Genomic DNA, 21,883 nt, shown 5'->3' on the forward strand with positions numbered 1-21,883 from the left:
TCCACGGGTGCGCCCCTCCTGTGTACTGGGCTTCAACTGCCCTTTAGTTGTGGCCGAAGCTCTTCTGCTTCTTGCGAGCAACATCCGCGGGGCTGCCCTGGATGTGCGCCACCGGCGACTCGTCGGCCTCCGGCGACCGCTGCGCGTGCTCGTGTGCCTGCTCGGCCTGCGGCGCGCGGTTCTGCGGGCCACCCTGCTTGCGGTTCTTGTTCTTGGCCATGGTGATCTGCCTCCTGTGGGGGATCTAGGGGCCAGGGCCGGGACCAGATTCACATACGCTGACATCAGGCGCATGTCGGATAATTACCGTCTGTGACAGGGCGGGTGGGCGAACTGGAACCGCAAACGCCACGCCGAAGATCGAGTTCGGGCCGTTAACCCCCGTGCCGTCGGGCAGACTCGAAGGAAGTCCGAAGCAAAGCCTCCCGGGAAGAGGGTGAGTCGCGTGGACCGTTGCATCGTCCTGGTGGACGCCGGGTATCTGCTGGGCGCCGCCGCCAGCCTCCTCGCCGGTGAGCCCTCGCGATCCCGGATCACCGTCGACCACACCGCGCTGATCCAGGCCCTGCGCGTGCGCGCGGAGTCCGACACCGAGCGCCCCCTGCTGCGCATCTACTGGTTCGACGGCGCCCCCGACCGGGTCCCCCAGCCGGAGCATCGCCGGCTGCGGGTCATGCCCCGGGTCACCGTCCGGCTCGGCGCCCTGACCCGCAGCGACGGACGCTGGGCCCAGAAGGGCGTCGACGCCGCCATGCACGCCGAGCTGACCGAGCTGGCCCGCAACCGCGCCTGTTCCGACGTCGTCCTCGTCACCGGCGACGGCGATCTGCTGCCCGGGATGATGGCCGCCAAGGAGCACGGGGTCGCCGTCCACCTCTGGGCCGTGCAGGCCGCCGACGGCGACTACAACCAGTCCGAGGACCTGGTCGCCGAGGCCGACGAACGGCGCGTGCTGGACCGGGCCTGGATCACCCAGGCCGTCCGCGCCAAGGAGCTGACCGGCGTCTGCGCCCCGCCGCCCGCGCCCCGCCCCGAGATCGCCGCGATCCTCTCCGCCCCGCTGCCCGAGTCCGCGCTCACCGCGGCCACCGAGGCGCCCGTCGAGCAGGGCGCGCAGCCGCCGGCCGCCGCCACGGAGAACGGCGTCCAGGAGCGCGCGCAGGCACCCAAGGGCGTACCGACGCCCAAGGACCTCGCCGCGCTGCGCGCACCCGGTACCCAGCCCGTGCAACACCCCGCCACCGCGACCCTGCGCTGGTCCTCGGACAAGGGCTGGGTGGACCGCCCCGGCGCGGTCCCCGAACCGCCCGAGGTCGCCTCCATGCCGACCCTCGCCCAGCTCACCACGGCCGAGCAGCGATGGGCCGACCGGGAGGAGGACATCACCACCGTGGGCGGCGACCCCTACGAGGTGGGTCAGGTCTTCGCCCGCCGCTGGATGTCGAGACTGGGCGACCAGACCCACCTCGCGCGGCTGTCGCAGATGTACCCGCGCGTCCCGCACCGCATCGACGGCGAGCTGCTGCGCTACGCGGCCCGCTTCGGACTGCTCGCCCACAAGGACGACCAGATCGACGAGCACGACCGCTACGCCATCCGGGCGGGTTTCTGGCGGGAGATCGACGTACCCGCGTCCACCGAGCAGCACGCCCCCGCCGCCGACTGAGCCGCGTGACCGCCCCAAAGACGAGTAAAGCCCCCCGACCCCGTACCCTCGTCCCTTGTGAGTACGCGCGCGGCACAGGCACTTCGGCATGACGAGGTCGTACGCGTGCGCGGGCTCAGCAAGACCTACCCGGCCGTGAAAGGGCGCCGCGGGGCGCCCGGGGCACCCGAGGTGCGGGCCACCGACGGGGTGGAACTGGACGTACGGCGCGGAGAGATCTTCGGGCTGCTCGGGCCGAACGGCGCCGGCAAGTCCACCCTCGTGCGCCAGCTGACCGGCCTGCAGCGGCCGGACGCGGGCAGCGTGGAGATCCTCGGGCACGACATCGTGCGGCATCCCGAGCGGGCCGCGCGGATCCTCGCCTACCTCGGCCAGGAGTCCTCCGCCCTCGACGAGCTGACCGTCTCCCTCGCCGCCGAGACCACCGGGCGCCTGCGCGGTCTGGACGCACGGCAGGCGCGCGCCGAGCGGGACGCCGTCCTGGAGGAGCTGGGGCTCACCCCGATCGCCGGGCGGGCGCTGAAGAAGCTGTCCGGCGGCCAGCGGCGGCTCGCCTGCTTCGCCGCCGCCCTCGTCGGCGAGCGGCCGCTGCTCGTGCTGGACGAGCCGACCACCGGCATGGACCCGGTGGCCCGGCGCGCGGTGTGGGCGGCCGTGGACCGGCGGCGCGCCGAGCGCGGTGCGACGGTGCTGCTGGTCACCCACAACGTCATCGAGGCCGAGACCGTACTGGACCGGGTGGCCGTGCTCGACCAGGGCCGGGTGATCGCCTGTGACACCCCCGCCGGGCTGAAGGAGCGGGTGGCCGGCGAGGTGCGGGTGGAGCTGGTGTGGCGGGAGCGGGCGCCGCTGGAGGTGCCCGAGGTCGCCGTGCTGCGCGAACGCGCGGTGGAGTCCGGCCGGCGCTGGACGCTGCGGCTCGCGCCCGAGGAGGCCCGGGCCGCCGTCGCCACGGTGACCGGCGGGGCCGCCTTCGCCGCCCTGGACGACTTCACCCTCGCCACGCCCAGCCTGGAGGACGTCTACCTGGCGCTGGGCGGTGCCGCGCGGCAGGGGCTGGTGAAGGCATGAGCGCAGGAGCCGCGCGCCGCGTATGGATGGACGCGACTGCCGTAGGGAAGAGGAGCAGCTCGTCGTGAGTGTCGTACCCGCGGAGGTTCTGCCGGGCGGAGCCCGGGCCGTGCCCGAGGCGGCACGGGGCGCGGCCGAGCTCGGGCCGGCCGCACGGCTGTGGCCGTCACTGGCGGCCGTGTACCGGGCGCAGCTGTCCCGGGCCCGGGTGGCGCGGATCCCTCTGCTGTTCGTGGCCACCTTCCAGTCCGTCGGCATCGCCGTGATGATGCGGGGTGTCGTCGACAACGGCGGTGAGGCCGAGTCCGTGGTGGCGGGCTCGTCGGTGCTGGTCGTCGCCTACGTGGCGCTGAACCTGCTGTCGCAGTACTTCGGGCAGCTGCGGGCCAGCGGAGGGCTCGACCACTACGCCACGCTGCCGGTGCCGCCGGCCGCGGTGGTGCTGGGCGCGGCGGCGGCGTACGCCTCCTTCACCGTGCCCGGGACGCTGGTCACCGCGGTCTTCGGGTGCGCGCTGTTCGGGCTGCCGCTGTCCAACCTGTGGATCCTGCTCGCCGTGATCCCGCTCGCCGGGGCCGCGCTGTCCGGGCTCGGCGCCGCCTGCGGGCTGCTCGCGCCCCGCCCGGAGCTGGCCACACTGCTCGGCCAGCTGGGCATGTCGGCGGCGCTGCTGCTGGGCGTGCTGCCGGCCGACCGGATGCCGGAGATCGTCCGGCTGGCCCGGGACCTGCTGCCCTCCACCTACGGGGTGGAGGCATACGCCCGGACCTTCGGGGCACACCCGGACTGGGCCGTCGTCCTTGCTGACCTGGGGGTGTGCGCGGGTGTCGGAGTGGTCTCGCTGGCCGTGGCGACCTGGGCGTACCGCAGGGCCGCCGTCCGGTGACGCGGCGCACAGCACGACCTGGCACGATGTCAGGGTGACCGCACCGCTGACTCCGCCCACGCCACCGCACGACGACTCCCCGCACCAGCTCCGGCAGGCGCCGCCGCCCGCCGGAGTGCCGGTCGAGGGCGGCTACGAACAGGACGGCCCCGGGATGAAGACCGAAGTGCGGGACGCCGCCGTGATCACGGTGGCGGTGGCGCTGGGCGGGGTGCTGCTGGGTCTGTTGTGGTACTGGCTCGCGCCGCACGTGCCCCTGGTCGGCGACCAGGTCGGCAAGAGCTGGGTCGTCTACCTCAAGGACACCGAGGGCGAGCAGGCGATCGGGGTGGACGGAACGTTCACCCTGCTGGGGCTGGCCTTCGGCGCGGTCAGCGCGGTCGTGGTGTTCCTGCTGCGCCGGCGCGGGGGCGTTCCGCTGGTGGTCGCGCTCGGCGTCGGGGGCCTCCTCGCGTCGCTGATCGCGTGGCGGCTCGGCGTGCTGCTCGGGCCCGGGTCCGACGTCATCGCGCACGCGAAGGCCGTGGGCAAGGGGGTCACGTTCCCGGCGCCGCTGAAGCTCGGTGCGAAGGGCGCGCTGCTGGCCTGGCCGCTGGCCGCGCTGCTGGTACACCTCGGGCTGACGGCGCTCTTCGGCCCCCGCGACCCCGAACCGCTCTACCCGCAACAGCCGTAACCCCGTCGGCGCCCGTCACCGGCGGGCGAGCCGGGTGCCGGAGGTGGGCGTGGTGGGGTCGTGCGGTCAGCCTCGGCCGATGGGGGCCAGGACCGCTTCCGTGAGCTTCGCCAGGGCGTCCGGCGCCAGCTCCACCTCCAGCCCCCGGCGGCCCGCCGAGACGCAGATCGTCGGGTGCGAGCCCGCCGAGTCGTCGAGGACCGTGGGGAGCTTCTTGCGCTGGCCGAGGGGTGAGATGCCGCCGCGGACGTAGCCGGTGGTGCGCTCGGCGAGGGCCGGGTCGGCCATGGCCGCCCGCTTCCCGCCCACCGCCGCCGCGAGCGCCTTCAGATCGAGCGTGCCGGCCACCGGGACCACGCCGACCACCAGGGCGCCGTCGACGTCGGCCACCAGGGTCTTGAAGACCCGGTCGGGGGAGACGCCCATCGCCTCGGCCGCCTCCTCCCCGTAGGAGGGGTGGGAGGGATCGTGGTCGTAGGCGTGGACCGTGAAGTCCACGCCCGCCGTCGTCAGGGCCACCGTCGCCGGCGTCCCCCCGGACTGCTGCTTCTTCGGTTTCTTCGCCATCGGTGAGTGCCGGTTCCCTCAGTTCAGACTGGTCGGCGTCCGCGTCAGCTCGAACGCGGGCAACGACGGCAGGTTACGGATGATGGCGGTCTCGCCGCGAAGGAGTTTCAGCTCGTCCCGGAGCCGGGAGGCGGTGTCCGGGGCCTGCAGCAGCCGCTGCTTGGTCGGTGTGTCGTGCACCATCGCGGCCGCGACGAGGTACGACACCACGCTCGGGTCGTCCGGCAGGTCCCCGTTGGTCGACAGCGAGCGCTCACGTGCCCCCGCCAGCCGCTTCTGGTACTGCCGGAAGGCCCGCAGGACGCCCTCGGCGAGCGCACCCGCCTCGTCGCCCGGATCCTCCTCCAGCTCCTCCAGTTCCGCCGTCAGAAACGGCCCGGAGGCGTCCACGGACAGCAGCCGTACCCGGGTCGTACCGGTGGCCAGCACCTCGAAGGTGCCGCCCGTGCGCTCCCGGATGGTCGCGGCGTCCGCCACGCAGCCCACCCCGTGGAAGGCCTTGAGCGGGTCGGGACCGAAGCCCGCGGCCGGGCCGCGCTCCGGCTGGGCCGTGGGGTCGGGCATGCCGGGGGCGCTCGGCGCCACCTCGTGGCCGTCGCGGATGGCCACGACGGCGAACCGGCGCGGCTCCTCCTCTGGGGTCTTCAGCAGCTCGCGCATCATGGCGCGATAACGCTCCTCGAAGATGTTGAGCGGCAGCACGAGCCCCGGGAACAGCACCGAGTTCAGCGGAAAGAGCGGGAGACGGACGGTGGTCACGGCGCCCCAGCCTAATGGTCACCGGCGCGGACGTGTCCGCGGTGCCCGCCGAGGGCGCTCCCGGACAGCGCCGCCGTCCCGGCCGGCCCGCCCGGGGCGGGCACCGCGCCCGCCGAGAGCAGGTGCTCGCGCACGCCCAGGAAGTGGCCGAGCGGGTCGTCCGAGAACCGGTCCCAGGGGAAGGACGTGGCGTACGGGCCGATGAGGCCCAGCTGGGTGCGGGCGTCCTCGTGGCGGTCCAGCCGCAGCAGGACGTACAGCAGCTTGTTGCGGACCTCGGCGGGCCACGGGTCGGCCGCCGCGAAGCGCGCGGACAGGGCGATCGCGCGGTCGGCCGCCGCGTGCAGCCGGTCGAGCGGCACCCCGGGCTCGCAGCCGCCGGTCAGATAGCCGAGGGCCGCGCGGGCCGGCAGGGCCTGGACGAGCGAGTCGGCGGGGGCGTCCTGCGCGGCGAGCTCGGCGAAGTCGAAGCACTCGCGGTGGGCGGCGCGCGGGGCGTGCGGGGTGTCACCCCAACGGACGCAGCAGAACGCGGCCAGATAGCGCAGGGCGGCCACATGGCAGCCGTAGTGGTGCGGGGCGCGGCGCACCGCCGCCTCCCACAGCTCCTCGAAGTACCGGTGCCCGGCCCGGGAGCCGCGCGCGTGGTCCAGCGCGATCCGCCACGGGACCGGGTCGCGGTCGTCCGCGCGGGCGGCGGCGGTGATCAGCGGGCTCACCTCGCGCAGCAGTTCGGCGCGGGCCGGCGAGGGCCAGACCCGGTCCACCGCGAGCTGCGCGCCGACGAGCAGGACGCCCGGGTCGTCCGGGGCGGCCGCGCGCCAGTCCTCGAACCACTCGGGACGCGAGCGGGCGAATGCGGCCAGCCGCCGGGTGTATCGCTCCCGGTTCTCCCACTCGGCCGCGGCCCGGGTGGCGGCCAGCAGGCCGGCCGCGGCCGCGTACTCGCCCCGGCCGGCCGCGACCAGCGCGGGGGAGAGGCGGTCGTCGGGCGCGTCGAGCACGACCTCGGCCCCGGCGGGGGGTTGGCCGGCCGGGCGCGCGGAGCGTCTGGTCATCCTTGTGGGGCGGATGAACGAGGGCAGCAGAGCCATGGTGTCGACCATTGAAAGACCGCAGGTCGGGAGCGCGCCAGAGGCTTGGGAGAAGTTGCGGAAAGTTGTACGGCCGCGAGTCAAGGACCAGCAAAAGGCGACTGTTCAACTTTTGTGCGATTGCTGTGGGGAAAACCGGTCAGTTCCGGCGCAGCAGCCGGGTGGCCCCGGCCGCGACCGTCGTCGCCAGGATCCAGCCCAGCAGGATCATCGCGGTCGCCAGCCACTGCCAGCCCCCGCGCAGCTGCCACTCGCCGACCTGGCCGAGATCGACCACCGGCAGCAGCAGGTCCAGCGTGAACAGGGCCGGGCTCCAGTAGGGATGGCCGTCGTGGTTCACCGGCGGGTGGTCGGCGTGCGCGAAGGCGAGCGTGCCCGCCGCCCACAGCACCGCCATCCACACCGCGGCCCGGCCGGGCCGGTAGCCGTAGGCCACGGTCCAGTCCTGCACGAACCCCCAGATCTTGGCGGCCGGCGGCAGCGTCTCGCGACGCCTGCGCTGCTTGGCCAGCAGCACCTCGCGCGCGTCCTCGTCCTCCCCGGCCGCCCGCAGCACCTGGGCCAGCCGCTCGTACGGCTCCGGGGCGTACTCGGCGGTGGCCGCCGCCACCCAGTCCAGGCGCCGGGTCAGCGGGAACGGTCCCTGCGGCACCAGGCTCTCGTAGCTGAAGCCGCCCATGTGCAGGCTGCCGGCGCCCGGCCAGGCGCTCGCGCGGTCCACCAGGTTGCCGATCCGCGCCCCGGACAGCACGACCTTCCCGCGCTGCGGCCGGTCCCCGAGGAAGCGCAGCTCGGGCGCGTGCACCCGGCGCAGCGACAGCTCCTGGTCGTCCGTGAGGGTGAACCTGGCCCGCTCCAGGTCGACGGCGTCCCCGAACCGCCCGTCGTCCAGGCGCAGCCCGCCCCGGCACTCGAACCGCTGGATCCGCGTCCCGCGTGCGGGCGTGGTGCCGCTCAGCAGCGGGCTGCCCACGCCGGCCGGGGTCAGGTACAGGGTGCGTTCCACGGTCAGCTGGGGGGCGTTCAGGGCCAGCCGGGAGTACGGGTTGGCGAGCTTCGCGCCGCGCAGGCTGAGCGAGACCCCGATCGTCGCGCTGCGCAGGCTCAGCTCGCCGTGCGACTCCAGCAGCTCCGCCTGCAGGTCCTGGCCGACGGTCATGCCGTCCGCGGCGATCGACCGGCCGCTGCGGTCCCGGTACACGATCGCCTGGTTGAGCAGCAGATCGGTGCCGATGTGCGCGTCGGTCAGCCGGACCCCGTTCTGGAAGTGGCAGCGGGACAGGTGCAGATCGCCCTCGGTGTGCACCCGGGCGGCCTCCAGCCGCGGGACCGAGCAGTTCACCAGGCGCAGGGTCGTGAACCGTGCCTCCGGCAGCAGCACCTGGTCGTCGAAGCGGCAGTCGCGCAGCTCGACGTACGGCCCGACCGTGCCGCCCGCCAGGTCCAGCGTGCCGGTGATCCGCACCCCGACGAGCTTCAGCGAGGACACCCGGCCCGCGAGCGCCGGCGGTCCGTCCAGCAGCAGCCAGCACACCACGCGCGCCCGCACGGAGCGCTCCGGCCCCCAGGGATGACCGCCGTGCGGATCGTCCACGACGGCGTCCCCGCTGCACAGGTCGTACCCGCTGCCGTTGCGGAAGGCCTGCCACATGCCCGCCTCGGCCGCGGTCAGGTCGTCCGGCAGGTCCCCGGCGCCAAGGCCGGCCCCCTCGGTCACCGCTGTTCCTTCTCCCTCCGCTGTCCACAGGCTTTCGTACAGCCGTTGATGCCCGCTGGGTGACGGCTGGAACACCCGAGGTGAAGGCGATCTTCCGGGTTCCGGCCAGCGTCTGTACCAGGCATTGGTCCATGTTCTGTATCAGCCATTGATACGCACGCACGGCTCCCGACCCCGGTCTGAGAGAATTGAGTACGTGATTTCCCGAATCGATCTGCGCGGCGACGCCCTTCCCGAGGGCCCCGCCCTGCGCGACCTGCTGCCCCGAGCCGACTTCGACGTAGCGGCCGCCCTGGAGAAGGTGCGCCCGATCTGCGAGGCCGTGCATCATCGTGGCGACGCGGCGCTGATCGACTTCGCCGAGAAGTTCGACGGAGTACGGCTGGAATCCGTCCGTGTCCCGGCCCGGGCGCTCACCGAGGCGCTCGACGGCCTCGACCCGGCCGTGCGCGCCGCCCTGGAGGAGTCCATCCGCCGCGCCCGCCTGGTCCACCGCGCGCAGCGCCGCGGCACCCACACCACCCAGGTGGTGCCGGGCGGCTCCGTGACCGAGAAGTGGGTCCCGGTCGAGCGCGTCGGGCTGTACGCGCCGGGCGGCCGCTCGGTCTACCCCTCGTCCGTGATCATGAACGCGGTCCCGGCCCAGGAGGCCGGCGTCGGGTCGATCGCGCTCGCCTCCCCGCCGCAGGCCGCCTTCGGCGGGCTGCCGCACCCGACGATCCTCGCCGCGTGCGCGCTGCTCGGCGTGGACGAGGTCTACGCGGCCGGCGGCGCCACCGCCGTCGCGATGTTCGCGCACGGCACCGAGTCCTGCCCGCCCGCCGACATGGTCACCGGCCCCGGCAACATCTGGGTGGCCGCCGCCAAGCGCTACTTCACCGGAAAGATCGGCATCGACACCGAGGCCGGACCCACCGAGATCGCGATCCTCGCGGACGACACCGCCGACCCGGTGCACGTGGCCTCGGACCTGATCAGCCAGGCCGAGCACGACCCGCTGGCCGCGGCCGTCCTGGTCACCGACTCCGTGGAGCTGGCGGACGCGGTGGAGAAGGAGCTGGAGCCGCAGGTGGCGGCCACCAGGCACATCGAGGACCGCATCCGCCCGGCCCTCGCGGGCAGGCAGTCCGCGATCGTCCTCGTCGACGGCGTCGAGGAAGGCCTGAGGGTGGTCGACGCGTACGGCGCCGAGCACCTGGAGATCCAGACCGCCGACGCCACCGCCGTGGCCGACCGCGTCAAGAACGCCGGCGCGATCTTCATCGGCCCCTGGGCCCCGGTCTCGCTCGGCGACTACGCGGCCGGGTCCAACCACGTCCTGCCCACCGGCGGCTGCGCCTGCCACTCCTCGGGCCTGTCCGTCCAGTCCTTCCTGCGCGGCATCCACATCGTCGACTACACGAAGGACGCGCTGGCCGACGTCGCGCACCACGTGGTGACGCTGGCGGAGGCGGAGGACCTGCCCGCGCACGGCGCGGCGATCAAGGCGAGGTTCGGCTGGAAGGTACCCGAGAGCAAGTGACCGGCATCGACGATCTCCCCGTCAGGGACGAGCTGCGCGGCAAGTCCCCCTACGGCGCGCCCCAGTTGGACGTGCCCGTGCGGCTGAACACGAACGAGAACCCCTACCCGCTGCCCGAGCCGCTGGTCGAGCGGATCACGGAGCGGGTGCGGGAGGCCGCCCGCGACCTGAACCGCTACCCCGACCGGGACGCGGTCCAGCTGCGCACCGAGCTGGCCAAGTACCTTTCGAGGACCGGCAGGTACCCGCTCGGCACCGAGAACGTGTGGGCCGCCAACGGCTCCAACGAGGTCATCCAGCAGCTGCTGCAGACCTTCGGCGGACCGGGCCGCACGGCGATCGGCTTCGAGCCGTCGTACTCGATGCACGCGCTCATCGCCCGCGGCACGGGCACGGGCTGGATCTCCGGTCCCCGGGGCGAGGACTTCACCATCGACGTCGCGGCGGCCGAGCGCGCCGTCGCCGAGCACCGGCCCGACGTCGTCTTCATCACCACCCCCAACAACCCCACCGGCAACGCGGTCCCGCCGGAGACGGTCATCGCCCTGTACGAGGCCGCTCAGGCGGCCCGGCCGTCGATGGTCGTCGTGGACGAGGCCTACGTCGAGTTCAGCCACGGCGAGTCGCTGCTGCCGCTGCTGGCGGGCCGCCCGCACCTGGTGATCTCCCGCACGATGTCGAAGGCGTTCGGCGCGGCGGGCCTGCGCCTCGGCTACCTCGCCGCCGACCCGGCGGTCGTGGACGCCGTCCAGCTGGTCCGGTTGCCGTACCACCTGTCGGCGATCACCCAGGCGACCGCCCTGGCCGCCCTGGAGCACACCGACACGCTGCTGGGCTACGTCGAGCAGCTGAAGTCGGAGCGCGACCGGCTGGTCGCCGAGCTGCGGGCGATCGGCTACGACGTGACCGAGTCCGACGCGAACTTCGTGCAGTTCGGCCGGTTCGCGAGCAGCCACGAGGCCTGGCGGCGGATCCTCGACCGGGGCGTCCTGGTCCGGGACAACGGCGTACCGGGGTGGCTGCGGGTGTCCGCCGGCACCCCGGAGGAGAACGACGCGTTCCTCGACGCGGTGAGAGACCTGAAGAAGGAGTCCGAGGCATGAACCGCGTAGGACGCGTGGAGCGCACCACCAAGGAGACCTCGGTGCTGGTCGAGATCGATCTCGACGGCACCGGGCGGACCGACATCGCGACCGGCGTCGGCTTCTACGACCACATGCTCGACCAGCTCGGCCGGCACGGTCTGTTCGACCTGACCGTGAAGACCGACGGCGACCTGCACATCGACTCCCACCACACCATCGAGGACACCGCCCTCGCGCTCGGCGCCGCCTTCAAGCAGGCGCTCGGCGACAAGGTGGGGATCTACCGCTTCGGCAACTGCACGGTCCCGCTGGACGAGTCGCTCGCCCAGGTCACCGTCGACCTGTCCGGCCGCCCGTACCTCGTGCACACCGAGCCCGAGAACATGGCGCCGATGATCGGCGAGTACGACACGACGATGACCCGCCACATCCTGGAGTCCTTCGTCGCCCAGGCGCAGGTCGCGCTGCACGTGCACGTACCCTACGGGCGCAACGCCCACCACATCGTGGAGTGCCAGTTCAAGGCGCTGGCCCGGGCGCTGCGCTACGCCAGCGAGCGCGACCCGCGCGCGGCCGGCATCCTCCCCTCCACGAAGGGCGCCCTGTGAACAGCCTGTCCACCCTGCTGATCGTCGTCGGTCTCTTCCTCGTCGGCGGCATCATCTCCTTCGCCAAGCAGAAGATGCCCACGAGCCTCATCGTGCTGCTCTCCATCGGCGCGGCCATGTGCCTCGTCGCGGGCGTCATGCGGCTGGAGGTGTGGAATTGAGCACCAGGAAGGTCGTGGTCTTCGACTACGGCTTCGGCAACGTCCGTTCCGCCGAGCGCGCCCTCGCGCGCGTGGGCGCCGACGTCGAGATCACGCGTGACTTCGACAGGGCGATGAACGCGGACGGCCTGCTGGTTCCGGGTGTCGGCGCCTTCGCCGCCTGTATGCAGGGCCTGCGCGCCGCGCGCGGCGACTGGGTCGTCGACCGGCGGCTGTCCGGCGGGCGCCCGGTCATGGGCATCTGCGTCGGCATGCAGATCCTGTTCGCGCGCGGCATCGAGCACGGCGTGGAGGCCGAGGGCCTGGACGAGTGGCCCGGCACGGTCGGGCCGCTGGAGGCCGAGGTCGTGCCGCACATGGGCTGGAACACCGTCGACGCCCCGGCCGACTCCCAGCTGTTCGCGGGCCTCGACGCCGACGCCCGCTTCTACTTCGTGCACTCCTACGCCGTCCACGACTGGACCCTGGAGTCGCACAACCCGCTGATCGCCGCCCCCAGGGTGACCTGGTCGACGCACGGCAGGCCGTTCGTGGCCGCCGTGGAGAACGGCGCCCTGTGGGCCACCCAGTTCCACCCCGAGAAGTCCGGCGACGCCGGCGCCCAGCTCCTCACCAACTGGATCGGAACCCTGTAGAGACATGGCCAAGCTCGAACTCCTCCCCGCCGTCGACGTCCGCGACGGCCAGGCCGTCCGCCTCGTGCACGGCGAGTCCGGGACCGAGACCTCCTACGGCTCCCCGCTGGAGGCCGCCCTCGCCTGGCAGCGGTCCGGTGCCGAGTGGCTGCACCTGGTCGACCTGGACGCCGCCTTCGGCACGGGGGACAACCGGGACCTGATCGCCGAGGTCGCGAAGGCGATGGACATCAAGGTGGAGCTGTCCGGCGGCATCCGCGACGACGACACCCTCGCCGCGGCCCTCGCCACCGGCTGCACCCGGGTGAACCTCGGCACCGCCGCCCTGGAGACCCCCGAGTGGGTCGCCGGGGTCATCGCCGAGCACGGTGACAAGATCGCCGTCGGTCTGGACGTGCGCGGCACCACCCTGCGCGGCCGCGGCTGGACCCGCGACGGCGGCGACCTCTACGAGACGCTGGCGCGCCTCGACGCGGAGGGCTGCGCCCGCTACGTCGTCACCGACATCGCCAAGGACGGCACCCTGCAGGGCCCGAACCTGGAACTGCTGAGGAACGTCTGCGCGGCCACCGACCGCCCGGTCGTGGCCTCCGGCGGCGTGTCGTCCCTGGACGACCTCCGCGCGATCGCCGAACTGGTACCCCTCGGTGTCGAGGGCTCCATCGTCGGGAAGGCCCTGTACGCGAAGGCGTTCACCCTGGAAGAGGCCTTGGAGGCTGTGTCGTCATGACGTCCGAAGGCGCCCGGCGCGTGCAGAGCGGAAGTCCCTGGGAAGAGAGTTTCGGTTTCGCGCGTGCCGTCGCGGCCGGGGACCGGGTCTCCGTGGGCGGTACCACGTCCTTCAAGGGGACGGTGCTGTACGGCGAGGGCGATCCGTACGAGCAGACCAAGGTCGCCTTCGGCAACGCCCTGGAGGCGCTGACGGAGTTCGGGCTCGGCGTCGAGTCCGTGATCCGCACCCGTATGTACCTGAGCCATGTGCGCGACGTCGACGAGGTGGGGCGGGCCCACAAGGAGCTGTTCGACTCCGTGCGCCCGTGCACGACCCTGCTCGTGGTCGAGGGCTTCGTCGATCCGCGCATCCTTGTCGAAGTCGAGCTTGAAGCATTCAGAGGAGCCTGAGCAGTCATGACCCTGGCGGTCCGAGTCATCCCCTGCCTGGACGTGGACGGCGGCCGGGTCGTCAAGGGCGTCAACTTCCAGAACCTGCGCGACGCGGGCGACCCCGTCGAGATGGCGAAGGTGTACGACGCCGAGGGCGCCGACGAGCTGACGTTCCTGGACATCACCGCGTCCTCGGGCGACCGGGAGACGACGTACGACGTGGTGCGCCGCACCGCCGAGCAGGTGTTCATCCCGCTGACCGTCGGCGGCGGTGTCCGCACGGCCGAGGACGTGGACAAGCTGCTGCGGGCGGGCGCCGACAAGGTCGGTGTGAACACCGCCGCGATCGCCCGCCCCGAGCTGATCCGCGAGATCGCCGAGCGCTTCGGCCGGCAGGTGCTGGTCCTGTCGGTGGACGCCCGCCGCACCGGGTCGGGTTCCTTCGAGGTGACCACGCACGGCGGCCGCCGGGGCACCGGCATCGACGCCGTCGAGTGGGCCCACCGGGCGGCCGAGCTGGGCGCCGGGGAGATCCTGCTGAACTCCATGGACGCGGACGGCACCAAGGACGGCTACGACCTGGAGATGATCGCCGCCGTCCGCAAGCACGTCACCGTGCCCGTCATCGCCTCCGGCGGCGCGGGCAGGCTCGCCGACTTCCCGCCGGCCGTCGCCGCCGGCGCCGACGCGGTCCTCGCCGCCTCCGTCTTCCACTTCGGCGACCTCAGGATCGGCCAGGTGAAGGACACCCTGCGGGAGGCGGGCCACCCCGTCCGCTAGGGCCTGTCCGACCATCCGCGTCGTCGCCCGAAGGGCGGCCGCGCGGCGTCAGGTGCGTGCTCTCGGCGTGCCGGCCCCAGGCCCTCGTACTGGACGTACGTCAGCTACCACCTGCGCAAACTGGCCGAGCACGGGCTCGTCGAGGAGGCCGAGCCGCAGTCCGCGGACGGCCGGGAACGCTGGTGGCGGCCCGCGTCCGACGGCGTGAGCATCCGCGACGAGGACTTCCGGGACGCCCCGGAGAAGGCCGCCGCGCACACCGCGGCCAGCCGGCTGTTCTTCGAGCAGCGGGCCGACATGTACCGGCGCTTCCTCGACGAGCGGACCCACTGGGGCGAGGAGTGGAACGCCGCGGCGGAGTCCTCCGAGGCGGGGCTGCGGCTGACGGCGTCCGAACTGGCCCAGCTGAACCGGGAGTTGCTCGCCCTCGTCCGGCGCTTCGACGAACAGGGCCGGGCCGCCGTCGCCGCCGGTGACACCGAGGGCCGCGAGCACGTCGCGGTGCACACGTACGCGTTCCCGTTCCGGACCTGAGAGGACCCGCCTCCCGTGACCGCCACGCTGACCCCGCCGGCCACCACCCCCGCCCACCGCGACTCCGGCGTCCGCCGCTGGCTCGCCGCCTACACGTCCTCGATGCTGGGCGACAACGTCTACTACATCGCCCTGTCCTGGGCCGTCGTCCGCACCGCGACCCCGGCCGAGGTCGGGATCGTGATGTCGCTGAGCGCCCTGCCCCGGGCCGTGCTGATGCTGGGCGGGGGAGTCGTCGCCGACCGGTTCGGGCCGCGCCGGGTCGTCATCGGCAGCGACGCGGTGCGCTGCGCCGCCGTCCTCGCCGTGGCCGCCCTGCTCTTCCTCACCAGCCCCGGACTGTGGCCGCTCGCCCTGCTCGCGCTGGTCTTCGGCGCGGTCGACGCCGTCTTCGTGCCCGCCGTGGGCGCCCTGCCCGCCCGGCTCACCGGGAAGGACCAGCTCGGCCGGGTCCAGGGGATGCGCAGCCTCGCCATCCGGGTGGCCTCCGTGGTCGGCGCCCCGCTCGGCGGGCTCGGGGTGGCGGTGGGCGGCGCCCCCGCCGCGTTCGCGCTCGCCGGACTGCTCATCGCCGTGTCCGTGCCACTCCTGATGTCGCTGCGGCTGCGGGACCTCCCGGCGGACCCGGCCGCCGGCCCGCCGGACGCCGCGCCGCGCGGCACGGCCTGGGCCGAACTGAAGGCCGGGCTGCGCCACATCCGCGGCCACCGCGTCCTCGCCCCGCTGATGCTGGCCATCGCCCTCGGCGACCTGGGATTCGTCGGCCCGCTGAACGTCGGACTGACCCTGCTGGCCGACCGGCGCGGCTGGGGCGCCACCGGCATGGGCGGGGTGCTCGCCGGCTTCGGCGTCGGCGCGGGCGCCGCCTCGCTGCTGCTGGCCGTCCGGGGCCGGCTGCCCCGTGCCGGGCTCGTCGCCGGCTGCGCGATCCTCACCGGCTCGGTGGCCGTCGGCGCCCTCGCCTACGCCCCCACCCTCCTGACGGCCGTCGGCACGGCCCTGCTCGTCGGCCTGCTCACCGGGCTGAGCGGGGTGATGTGCGGCGCGCTGCTCCAGACCCACGCCGACCCCGGGTACCTCGGCCGGGTCACCGCCGTCTCCAGCCTGATCAGCCTCGGCCTCACTCCGCTGAGCATGCCCCTCGCCGCCGCCGCGATCGGGACCTGGGGACTGCGCCCGGTCTACGTCGTCAGCGCCGCCGTCTGCGGGCTCGGCGGGGTCGTCGCCCTCGCCGTACCGGGCCTGCGCCGGGCCGAACTCCCCGGCTGAGCCCTCACCCCCGCGGCTGGACCAGCTGCACCAGGTTGCCGCAGGTGTCGTCGAACACCGCCGCCAGCACCGGCCCCTGCGCCCGGGGCCGGTGCGTGAACCGCACACCCCGGGCGCTCAGCCGCTCGTACTCCGCCCCCAGGTCGTCCACGGAGAAGACGATGCACGGGACGCCCCCCTCGTACAGGGCCCGGCGGTACGGCTCCGCGACGGGGCCCTGGCCGGGCTCCAGCAGCAGCTGGAGGTCCGGCTGGCCGCCCTGGGCCGCCCCGACGGTCACGAACAGCGTGTCGTCGCCGAGGTCCAGGTGCAGACGGGTCTCGAAACCGAGGACGTCCGTGTAGAAGGCGTGCGCCCGCGCCACGTCGTCCACGTACACGCCCGTCATCGCGATCCTGATCATGGGCGCCGGCCTCTCTCAGATGCCCAGCTGCTTGGACTCGTGGAGCGTGGCGATCGCCTCCGTCTCGCCGTCCAGCCCCACCTTGGCCGCGTCCTGCCGGCCGAACACGAACATCAGCAGCTCCGACGGCTCGCCGGTCGCCGTCACCACCGGAGTGCCCCGGTGCGCCACCGCCGTCTGGCCGTCCGGGCGGCGCAGCACCAGACCGGTCGGCACACCCCGGGCCACCAGCCGCGCGGTGCGCTCCAGCCGGGACCACAGGGCGTCCTGGAACACCGGGTCCAGCTCGCGCGTGCTCCAGTCCGGCTGGGCGCGGCGGACGTCCTCGGTGTGGACGTAGAACTCGACGGTGTTCGCCGCCTCGTCGACCTGCTTGAGCTGGAACGGCGAGAACCGGGGCGGACCCGTGCGGATGAGCTGGATCAGCTCCTCGTACGGCTTCCCGGCGAACTCCGCCATCACCCGGTCGAGACGCGGGGCGAGCGGCTTGATCAGGGCACCGCCGGCCGCGTCCGGGCGCCGCTCGCGCACCACCACGTGCGCGGCCAGGTCCCGGGTCAGCCAGCCCTCGCAGAGGGTCGGGGCGTCCGGGCCCACGGTTTCCAAGAGGTCGGCGAGCAGGAGCCGTTCACGCTTGGCGAAGGTCGACATGGGGTCAGCCTACGACTCGGTAGCGCGTCCGCGCAGTGGACACGGCACCGGCACCGCCGCGCCCGCGCGGCACAATGGCAGCCATGACCAGTTCCACCGGCACCCCCCGGCCCAGCAGCCTCGACCCGGAGATCGCGGCGCGCCTCAGGCGCAGCGCCGACGGCCTCGTACCCGCCATCGCCCAGCAGTACGACACCGGCGAGGTGCTGATGCTCGGCTGGATGGACGACGAGGCCCTGCACCGGACCCTCACCACCGGCCGCTGCACCTACTGGTCGCGCAGCCGCCGGGAGTACTGGGTCAAGGGCGACACCTCCGGCCACTTCCAGTGGGTGAAGTCGGTCGCGCTGGACTGCGACGCCGACACGGTGCTGGTCAGGGTCGACCAGGTGGGCGCCGCCTGCCACACCGGCGCGCGCACCTGTTTCGACGAGGACGTGCTCCTGAAGGACGCCGGACCCGCCGGTCCCACGGCCCCGGCCGCCGATCAGTAAGGTCAGCCGCCATGGACCTAGAGACCTTCCGCAAGCTCGCCACCGACCGGCGCGTCATCCCGGTCACGCGCAAGCTCCTCGCCGACGGCGACACCCCGGTCGCGCTGTACCGCAAGCTGGCCGGCGAACGCCCCGGGACCTTCCTGCTGGAGTCCGCGGAGAACGGCCGCTCCTGGTCCCGGTACTCCTTCGTCGGAGTCCGCAGCGCCGCCACGCTCACCGCGCGCGACGGGCAGGCCCACTGGCTCGGCACCCCGCCCGTCGGCGTCCCGGTCGACGGCGACCCCCTCAAGGCCCTGCGCGCCACCCTCCAGGCCCTGCACACCCCGCACCAGGAGGGCATGCCGCCCTTCACCGGCGGCATGGTCGGCTACCTCGGCTACGACATCGTCCGCCGCCTGGAGAAGATCGGCCCCGGCGAGCGCGACGACCTGCGGCTGCCCGAGCTGACCATGCTCCTGACCAGCGACCTCGCCGTGATGGACCACTGGGAGGGCTCGGTCCTGCTGATCGCCAACGCGATCAACCACAACGACCTCGACACGGGGGTCGACGAGGCCTACGCCGACGCGGTGGCCCGGCTCGACGCCATGGAGGCCGACCTCACGCGCGCGGTGGCCCAGCCGCCGGCCGTGCTGCCGCCCTCGGAGCTGCCCGAGTACACCGCGCTGTGGGGCGGCCCCGACTTCCAGCGGGCCGTCGAGGACGTCAAGGAGCGCATCCGTGCGGGCGAGGCCTTCCAGGTCGTCCCCTCCCAGCGCTTCGAGACGCCGTGCACGGCGAGCGCCCTGGACGTCTACCGGGTCCTCAGGGCGACCAACCCCTCGCCGTACATGTACCTGTTCCGCCTCGACGGCTTCGACGTCGTCGGCTCCTCCCCGGAAGCCCTGGTGAAGGTCGAGGACGGGCGGGCCATGGTCCACCCCATCGCCGGTACCCGGCACCGCGGCGCCACTCCCCAGGAGGACCAGGCCCTCGCCGAGGAGCTGCTCGCCGACCCCAAGGAGCGTGCCGAGCACCTGATGCTCGTCGACCTCGGGCGCAACGACCTCGGCCGGGTCTGCGAGCCCGGCTCGGTCGAGGTGGTCGACTTCATGTCGGTCGAGCGCTACTCGCACGTGATGCACATCGTGTCGACCGTCACCGGCCGGGTCGCCGGGGGCCGCACCGCCTTCGACGTGCTCACCGCGTGCTTCCCGGCGGGCACCCTCTCCGGCGCCCCCAAGCCGCGCGCGATGCAGATCATCGACGAACTGGAGCCGTCCCGGCGCGGTCTGTACGGCGGCTGCGTCGGCTACCTGGACTTCGCGGGCGACTCCGACACCGCGATCGCCATCCGGACGGCCCTGCTGCGGGACGGCACGGCGTACGTGCAGGCCGGCGCGGGCATCGTCGCCGACTCCGACCCGGTGGCCGAGGACCAGGAGTGCCGCAACAAGGCGGCCGCGGTCCTGCGCGCGGTGCACACGGCCAACAGGCTCGGCCGGTAGGGCGCTCTCCTCACGTGAACCCCGGGTGACGGTTCGCCCGGGGTTCAGGCGATAGTGGACTACGTGACTGCCGTTCCTCACCCCCGTTCCGAAGCCCCCGCACCCGCCCGCTCCGGCCGACGGAGCCTCGCCGTGGCCCTCCTCTGCGGTGCGCTCGGCGCGGCCGTGGCGCTGCTAGCGACCCGTCAGCGCTGGGCGGAGGGCAGCGCGACGGTGGCCGGCGGCGCGTTCCCGCTGACCGCCAAGGGCAGCGACGTCACCGGCGTCCCCGCGGCCCTCGCCATAGTGGGCCTCGCCGCGCTCGTCGCCGTCTTCGCCGTGCGCAGGGCGGGCCGGGTCGTCGTCGCCGCGCTGCTCACCCTCTCCGGCGCCGGCATCGTCGCCGCCTCCCTGGTGTCCGCCTCCGACGGCTCCGCGCTGGACGAGAAGGCCGCCCAGGCCAGCGGGGACAGCTCCGCCACGGTCGAGGCGCTCAGCCACACCGGCTGGCCCTACGTGGCGGTCGCCGGCGGTGTGCTGATCCTGCTGGCCGGGCTGCTCGCCCTGCGCTTCGGGAGCCTGTGGCCCGCCATGTCCGGCCGCTACGAGCGCGGCGCCGAGCGCCCGCGCCGCACGGCCCGGCCGGCCGACCCGGAGCGGCCCGAGGAGATCTGGAAGGCCCTGGACCGCGGCGAGGACCCGACAGGGGCCTGACACCCCGTCACGGGTGTGGCGAACCAGACGCCACCCCCGCGTCCGGCGGGCGTGGGCGTACGGGACAATGGACGACGAGCGTCCGGCTCGGACAGTGACGGGCGGGCTCGGAACCGTACGACATGTACGACGCCTACTACGACACGTACACAGCAACGAGGAGCAAGTCATGGCGGGCAGCAGCCACGGTCACGGTCACACCCCGGCAGCCTGGACCGGTGTCATCATCGCCTTCATCGGTTTCTGCGTCGCGGGCGCCTTCATGGTGATGGCCCAGCCCGTCGGCTTCTGGGCCGGCATCGCGCTGACGATCCTCGGCGCCGTCGTGGGTGGCGTCATGCGCGCCATGGGCCTCGGCCAGCCGAAGCAGACCCACCACCTCGCACCCGCCGCGCCGGCCGCGACCCGCGAGCCCGCCGGCGCCGAGAGCTGAGCGCACGCCCCGCCTGCGCGAGGGGCGGCCCGCATCCGTGAGAGGGTGCCGGGCCGCCCCTCGCGCCGTTCCCGGGCGCGGTGCGGTTCGCGCGCGTGGCGGCGGGCCCTCGGAGACAATGACCGGGTGAACGCCGACCATCGCACGGCCCTGCGTCCGGAGCAGTCCCCGGACCACCGCCCGGACCCGTCCGGGGCCCCGTACCGGCCCTGGCGGGGCGCCCCGCCCGCCCCCGCGTGGCGGCGGCTCGCCGTACCGGCCGGGGTGCTCACGGCCGTCGCCGGGGCCTTCGCGTACGTCGGCGCCGTCGATCCGAACGAACCGGGCCACTACCCGGTCTGCCCCCTCTACCGCTTCACCGGCCTGTACTGCCCCGGCTGCGGCGGGCTGCGCAGCGCGCACGCCTTCGTCCACGGCGACATCCTGACGGCCCTGCACGACAACGCGCCGGCCGTCGCCGCCTACGTCGGCTTCGCCGTGCTGTGGACCCTCTGGGCGGTCCGTGCGGTACGCGGCCGGCCGGTCCGGCTCGAACTCGGGCCGGCGCAGCTGTGGGGCCTCGGCGCGCTGCTGCTGGTGTTCACGGTGCTCCGCAACCTGCCGTTCGGCGGCTGGCTGCACCCCTGAGCAGGAGAGACGTATGTCCAGGTACTGGGACCGGTGTCCACCGGATGCGAGGCCTCGGCCCCGCGCCGGATACCATCAAGTGACCACGGGTTTTCACAACCTGAAGGAACCACCGTCTGGAAGGGGGCCGCTCGCGTGAGTGTGCTCGACGAGATCATCGACGGAGTCCGTGCCGACCTCGCGGAGCGGCAGGCGCGCGTCAGCCTCGACGAGCTCAAGGAGCGTGCGGCCAAGGCCCGTCCCGCCAAGGACGGGGTGGCCGCGCTCAAGGGCGACGGCGTCAAGGTCATCTGTGAGGTCAAGCGCTCCAGCCCCTCCAAGGGCGCGCTGGCCGCGATCGCCGACCCGGCCGGGCTCGCCGCGGACTACGAGGCGGGCGGCGCGGCCGTCATCTCGGTCCTCACCGAGCAGCGCCGCTTCGGCGGCTCGCTGGCCGACCTGGAGGCGGTCCGCGCCCGCGTGGACATCCCGGTGCTGCGCAAGGACTTCATCGTCACGTCGTACCAGCTGTGGGAGGCCCGGGCCTACGGCGCCGACCTCGCGCTGCTGATCGTGGCAGCCCTGGACCAGCCGGCCCTGGAGTCGCTGATCGAGCGTGCCGTCTCCATCGGTCTCACCCCGCTCGTCGAGGTGCACGACGAGGACGAGGTCGAGCGGGCCGTGGACGCGGGCGCCCGGGTCATCGGCGTCAACGCGCGCAACCTGCGGACGCTGGAGGTCGACCGCGGCACGTTCGAGCGGGTCGCCCCGGAGATCCCGGACAGCGTCGTCAGGGTCGCCGAGTCCGGCGTGCGCGGGCCGCACGACCTGATCGCCTACGCCAACGCCGGCGCCGACGCGGTGCTGGTCGGTGAGTCCCTGGTCACCGGGCGCGACCCCAAGGCCGCCGTCTCCGACCTGGTGGCGGCCGGCGAGCACCCCGCGCTGCGGCACGGCCGCGGCTGATCCCCCGGTAGGG

At 73.6% G+C, this 21,883-nt stretch carries 27 protein-coding genes; 20 read left to right on the plus strand and 7 right to left on the minus strand.

Annotated elements, in window-relative coordinates:
* Positions 1–43: 43 nt before the first annotated feature.
* Positions 44–220: a hypothetical protein gene (locus tag ACZ7FF_RS03405; protein WP_470809069.1), complete on the minus strand. Its 177-nt coding sequence runs from the start codon at positions 218–220 to the stop codon at positions 44–46.
* A gap of 225 nt (positions 221–445) precedes the next feature.
* On the opposite strand from ACZ7FF_RS03405, the gene ACZ7FF_RS03410 reads away from it, so the two are divergent.
* The 4 genes from ACZ7FF_RS03410 to ACZ7FF_RS03425 all read left to right on the plus strand — a co-directional run bounded on the left by ACZ7FF_RS03410 (position 446) and on the right by ACZ7FF_RS03425 (position 4,299).
* The gene (locus tag ACZ7FF_RS03410; RefSeq protein WP_470809070.1) at positions 446–1,666 is read left to right on the plus strand and encodes an NYN domain-containing protein; all 1,221 of its coding nucleotides are present in this window, start codon (positions 446–448) and stop codon (positions 1,664–1,666) included.
* Positions 1,667–1,723: 57 nt separating this feature from the next.
* Entirely contained in the window at positions 1,724–2,737 is a 1,014-nt protein-coding gene (locus ACZ7FF_RS03415; protein ID WP_470809072.1) for an ABC transporter ATP-binding protein, read from the plus strand.
* A gap of 64 nt (positions 2,738–2,801) precedes the next feature.
* A complete protein-coding gene (locus tag ACZ7FF_RS03420; RefSeq protein ID WP_470809073.1) occupies positions 2,802–3,623 on the plus strand; it encodes an ABC transporter permease in 822 nt (273 codons plus the stop codon).
* Between the two features lie 34 nt (positions 3,624–3,657).
* The gene (locus ACZ7FF_RS03425) at positions 3,658–4,299 is read left to right on the plus strand and encodes an AAA family ATPase (RefSeq protein WP_470809075.1); all 642 of its coding nucleotides are present in this window, start codon (positions 3,658–3,660) and stop codon (positions 4,297–4,299) included.
* 66 nt (positions 4,300–4,365) lie between these two features.
* Here ACZ7FF_RS03425 and ybaK read toward each other — a convergent pair whose 3' ends face one another.
* The 4 genes from ybaK to ACZ7FF_RS03445 all read right to left on the minus strand — a co-directional run bounded on the left by ybaK (position 4,366) and on the right by ACZ7FF_RS03445 (position 8,436).
* Positions 4,366–4,866 carry a Cys-tRNA(Pro) deacylase gene (ybaK, locus tag ACZ7FF_RS03430; RefSeq protein WP_470809077.1) on the minus strand — a complete coding sequence of 167 codons (501 nt, stop codon included), beginning with the start codon at positions 4,864–4,866 and terminating at the stop codon, positions 4,366–4,368.
* Positions 4,867–4,884: 18 nt separating this feature from the next.
* Positions 4,885–5,625, minus strand: coding sequence for an LON peptidase substrate-binding domain-containing protein (locus tag ACZ7FF_RS03435; protein ID WP_470809079.1), 741 nt, complete (start codon positions 5,623–5,625; stop codon positions 4,885–4,887).
* 11 nt (positions 5,626–5,636) lie between these two features.
* Complete coding sequence (locus tag ACZ7FF_RS03440) at positions 5,637–6,731, minus strand: hypothetical protein (protein ID WP_470809081.1); 1,095 nt, start codon at positions 6,729–6,731, stop codon at positions 5,637–5,639.
* Positions 6,732–6,858: 127 nt separating this feature from the next.
* Positions 6,859–8,436: an oxidoreductase gene (locus ACZ7FF_RS03445; RefSeq protein ID WP_470809083.1), complete on the minus strand. Its 1,578-nt coding sequence runs from the start codon at positions 8,434–8,436 to the stop codon at positions 6,859–6,861.
* 196 nt (positions 8,437–8,632) lie between these two features.
* Here ACZ7FF_RS03445 and hisD point away from each other — a divergent pair, with 196 nt between their 5' ends.
* From hisD to ACZ7FF_RS03495, 10 genes are read left to right on the plus strand one after another with little or no spacing between them, the layout of a single operon-like run.
* Complete coding sequence (gene hisD / locus ACZ7FF_RS03450; protein ID WP_470809084.1) at positions 8,633–9,958, plus strand: histidinol dehydrogenase; 1,326 nt, start codon at positions 8,633–8,635, stop codon at positions 9,956–9,958.
* Positions 9,955–11,061: a histidinol-phosphate transaminase gene (locus ACZ7FF_RS03455; protein ID WP_470809086.1), complete on the plus strand. Its 1,107-nt coding sequence runs from the start codon at positions 9,955–9,957 to the stop codon at positions 11,059–11,061. Before hisD ends, ACZ7FF_RS03455 begins: the two co-directional genes overlap by 4 nt.
* Positions 11,058–11,651 carry an imidazoleglycerol-phosphate dehydratase HisB gene (hisB, locus tag ACZ7FF_RS03460; protein WP_452975577.1) on the plus strand — a complete coding sequence of 198 codons (594 nt, stop codon included), beginning with the start codon at positions 11,058–11,060 and terminating at the stop codon, positions 11,649–11,651. The genes ACZ7FF_RS03455 and hisB overlap by 4 nt, the downstream gene beginning before the upstream one ends.
* Positions 11,648–11,812: a hypothetical protein gene (locus ACZ7FF_RS03465; RefSeq protein WP_406434773.1), complete on the plus strand. Its 165-nt coding sequence runs from the start codon at positions 11,648–11,650 to the stop codon at positions 11,810–11,812. The genes hisB and ACZ7FF_RS03465 overlap by 4 nt, the downstream gene beginning before the upstream one ends.
* Positions 11,803–12,447, plus strand: coding sequence for an imidazole glycerol phosphate synthase subunit HisH (hisH, locus tag ACZ7FF_RS03470; RefSeq protein WP_470809088.1), 645 nt, complete (start codon positions 11,803–11,805; stop codon positions 12,445–12,447). The genes ACZ7FF_RS03465 and hisH overlap by 10 nt, the downstream gene beginning before the upstream one ends.
* Before the next feature lie 4 nt (positions 12,448–12,451).
* Positions 12,452–13,177 carry a bifunctional 1-(5-phosphoribosyl)-5-((5-phosphoribosylamino)methylideneamino)imidazole-4-carboxamide isomerase/phosphoribosylanthranilate isomerase PriA gene (gene priA / locus ACZ7FF_RS03475; RefSeq protein ID WP_470809090.1) on the plus strand — a complete coding sequence of 242 codons (726 nt, stop codon included), beginning with the start codon at positions 12,452–12,454 and terminating at the stop codon, positions 13,175–13,177.
* On the plus strand, positions 13,174–13,569 hold the full coding sequence (locus ACZ7FF_RS03480) for a RidA family protein (RefSeq protein WP_470809092.1): 396 nt from the start codon (positions 13,174–13,176) through the stop codon (positions 13,567–13,569). The genes priA and ACZ7FF_RS03480 overlap by 4 nt, the downstream gene beginning before the upstream one ends.
* 6 nt (positions 13,570–13,575) lie before the next feature.
* On the plus strand, positions 13,576–14,331 hold the full coding sequence (gene hisF / locus ACZ7FF_RS03485) for an imidazole glycerol phosphate synthase subunit HisF (protein WP_470809093.1): 756 nt from the start codon (positions 13,576–13,578) through the stop codon (positions 14,329–14,331).
* Positions 14,332–14,334: 3 nt separating this feature from the next.
* On the plus strand, positions 14,335–14,865 hold the full coding sequence (locus ACZ7FF_RS03490) for a transcriptional regulator (RefSeq protein ID WP_470809580.1): 531 nt from the start codon (positions 14,335–14,337) through the stop codon (positions 14,863–14,865).
* A 15-nt stretch (positions 14,866–14,880) separates the two neighbouring features.
* Positions 14,881–16,134, plus strand: a complete 1,254-nt coding sequence (locus tag ACZ7FF_RS03495) for an MFS transporter (RefSeq protein ID WP_470809094.1) — start codon at positions 14,881–14,883, stop codon at positions 16,132–16,134.
* Between the two features lie 4 nt (positions 16,135–16,138).
* On the opposite strand, the gene ACZ7FF_RS03500 is transcribed toward ACZ7FF_RS03495, so the two are convergent.
* Both ACZ7FF_RS03500 and ACZ7FF_RS03505 read right to left on the minus strand, forming a co-directional pair.
* Positions 16,139–16,537: a VOC family protein gene (locus ACZ7FF_RS03500; RefSeq protein ID WP_470809096.1), complete on the minus strand. Its 399-nt coding sequence runs from the start codon at positions 16,535–16,537 to the stop codon at positions 16,139–16,141.
* Between the two features lie 15 nt (positions 16,538–16,552).
* On the minus strand, positions 16,553–17,188 hold the full coding sequence (locus ACZ7FF_RS03505; RefSeq protein ID WP_470809098.1) for a TIGR03085 family metal-binding protein: 636 nt from the start codon (positions 17,186–17,188) through the stop codon (positions 16,553–16,555).
* 83 nt (positions 17,189–17,271) lie between these two features.
* Between ACZ7FF_RS03505 and hisI the strand changes: the two genes are divergently transcribed.
* From hisI to trpC, 6 genes are all read left to right on the plus strand, one after another.
* Entirely contained in the window at positions 17,272–17,682 is a 411-nt protein-coding gene (gene hisI / locus ACZ7FF_RS03510; RefSeq protein WP_470809099.1) for a phosphoribosyl-AMP cyclohydrolase, read from the plus strand.
* A gap of 11 nt (positions 17,683–17,693) precedes the next feature.
* The gene (locus tag ACZ7FF_RS03515; RefSeq protein WP_470809100.1) at positions 17,694–19,172 is read left to right on the plus strand and encodes an anthranilate synthase component I; all 1,479 of its coding nucleotides are present in this window, start codon (positions 17,694–17,696) and stop codon (positions 19,170–19,172) included.
* Positions 19,173–19,226: 54 nt separating this feature from the next.
* Positions 19,227–19,865, plus strand: coding sequence for a TIGR02234 family membrane protein (locus ACZ7FF_RS03520; protein ID WP_470809102.1), 639 nt, complete (start codon positions 19,227–19,229; stop codon positions 19,863–19,865).
* Positions 19,866–20,034: 169 nt separating this feature from the next.
* Positions 20,035–20,298, plus strand: a complete 264-nt coding sequence (locus ACZ7FF_RS03525) for an HGxxPAAW family protein (RefSeq protein WP_470809103.1) — start codon at positions 20,035–20,037, stop codon at positions 20,296–20,298.
* A 126-nt stretch (positions 20,299–20,424) separates the two neighbouring features.
* Positions 20,425–20,925, plus strand: a complete 501-nt coding sequence (locus tag ACZ7FF_RS03530) for a DUF2752 domain-containing protein (RefSeq protein ID WP_470809105.1) — start codon at positions 20,425–20,427, stop codon at positions 20,923–20,925.
* 135 nt (positions 20,926–21,060) lie between these two features.
* A complete protein-coding gene (trpC, locus tag ACZ7FF_RS03535) occupies positions 21,061–21,870 on the plus strand; it encodes an indole-3-glycerol phosphate synthase TrpC (RefSeq protein WP_470809106.1) in 810 nt (269 codons plus the stop codon).
* Positions 21,871–21,883: the final 13 nt, after the last annotated feature.

The organism is Streptomyces sp. NPDC037126 (assembly GCF_055605965.1).

Bases quoted from the DNA above. Each gene is read 5' to 3' on its own strand.
- ACZ7FF_RS03405 (WP_470809069.1), bottom strand. From the start codon at position 220: ATGGCCAAGAACAAGAACCGCAAGCAGGGTGGCCCGCAGAACCGCGCG.
- ybaK (WP_470809077.1), bottom strand. From the start codon at position 4,866: ATGGCGAAGAAACCGAAGAAGCAGCAGTCCGGGGGGACGCCGGCGACG.
- ACZ7FF_RS03440 (WP_470809081.1), bottom strand. From the start codon at position 6,731: ATGGTCGACACCATGGCTCTGCTGCCCTCGTTCATCCGCCCCACAAGG.
- hisB (WP_452975577.1), top strand. From the start codon at position 11,058: ATGAACCGCGTAGGACGCGTGGAGCGCACCACCAAGGAGACCTCGGTG.
- priA (WP_470809090.1), top strand. From the start codon at position 12,452: ATGGCCAAGCTCGAACTCCTCCCCGCCGTCGACGTCCGCGACGGCCAG.
- ACZ7FF_RS03480 (WP_470809092.1), top strand. From the start codon at position 13,174: ATGACGTCCGAAGGCGCCCGGCGCGTGCAGAGCGGAAGTCCCTGGGAA.
- hisF (WP_470809093.1), top strand. From the start codon at position 13,576: ATGACCCTGGCGGTCCGAGTCATCCCCTGCCTGGACGTGGACGGCGGC.
- ACZ7FF_RS03500 (WP_470809096.1), bottom strand. From the start codon at position 16,537: ATGATCAGGATCGCGATGACGGGCGTGTACGTGGACGACGTGGCGCGG.
- ACZ7FF_RS03505 (WP_470809098.1), bottom strand. From the start codon at position 17,188: ATGTCGACCTTCGCCAAGCGTGAACGGCTCCTGCTCGCCGACCTCTTG.
- hisI (WP_470809099.1), top strand. From the start codon at position 17,272: ATGACCAGTTCCACCGGCACCCCCCGGCCCAGCAGCCTCGACCCGGAG.
- ACZ7FF_RS03515 (WP_470809100.1), top strand. From the start codon at position 17,694: ATGGACCTAGAGACCTTCCGCAAGCTCGCCACCGACCGGCGCGTCATC.
- ACZ7FF_RS03525 (WP_470809103.1), top strand. From the start codon at position 20,035: ATGGCGGGCAGCAGCCACGGTCACGGTCACACCCCGGCAGCCTGGACC.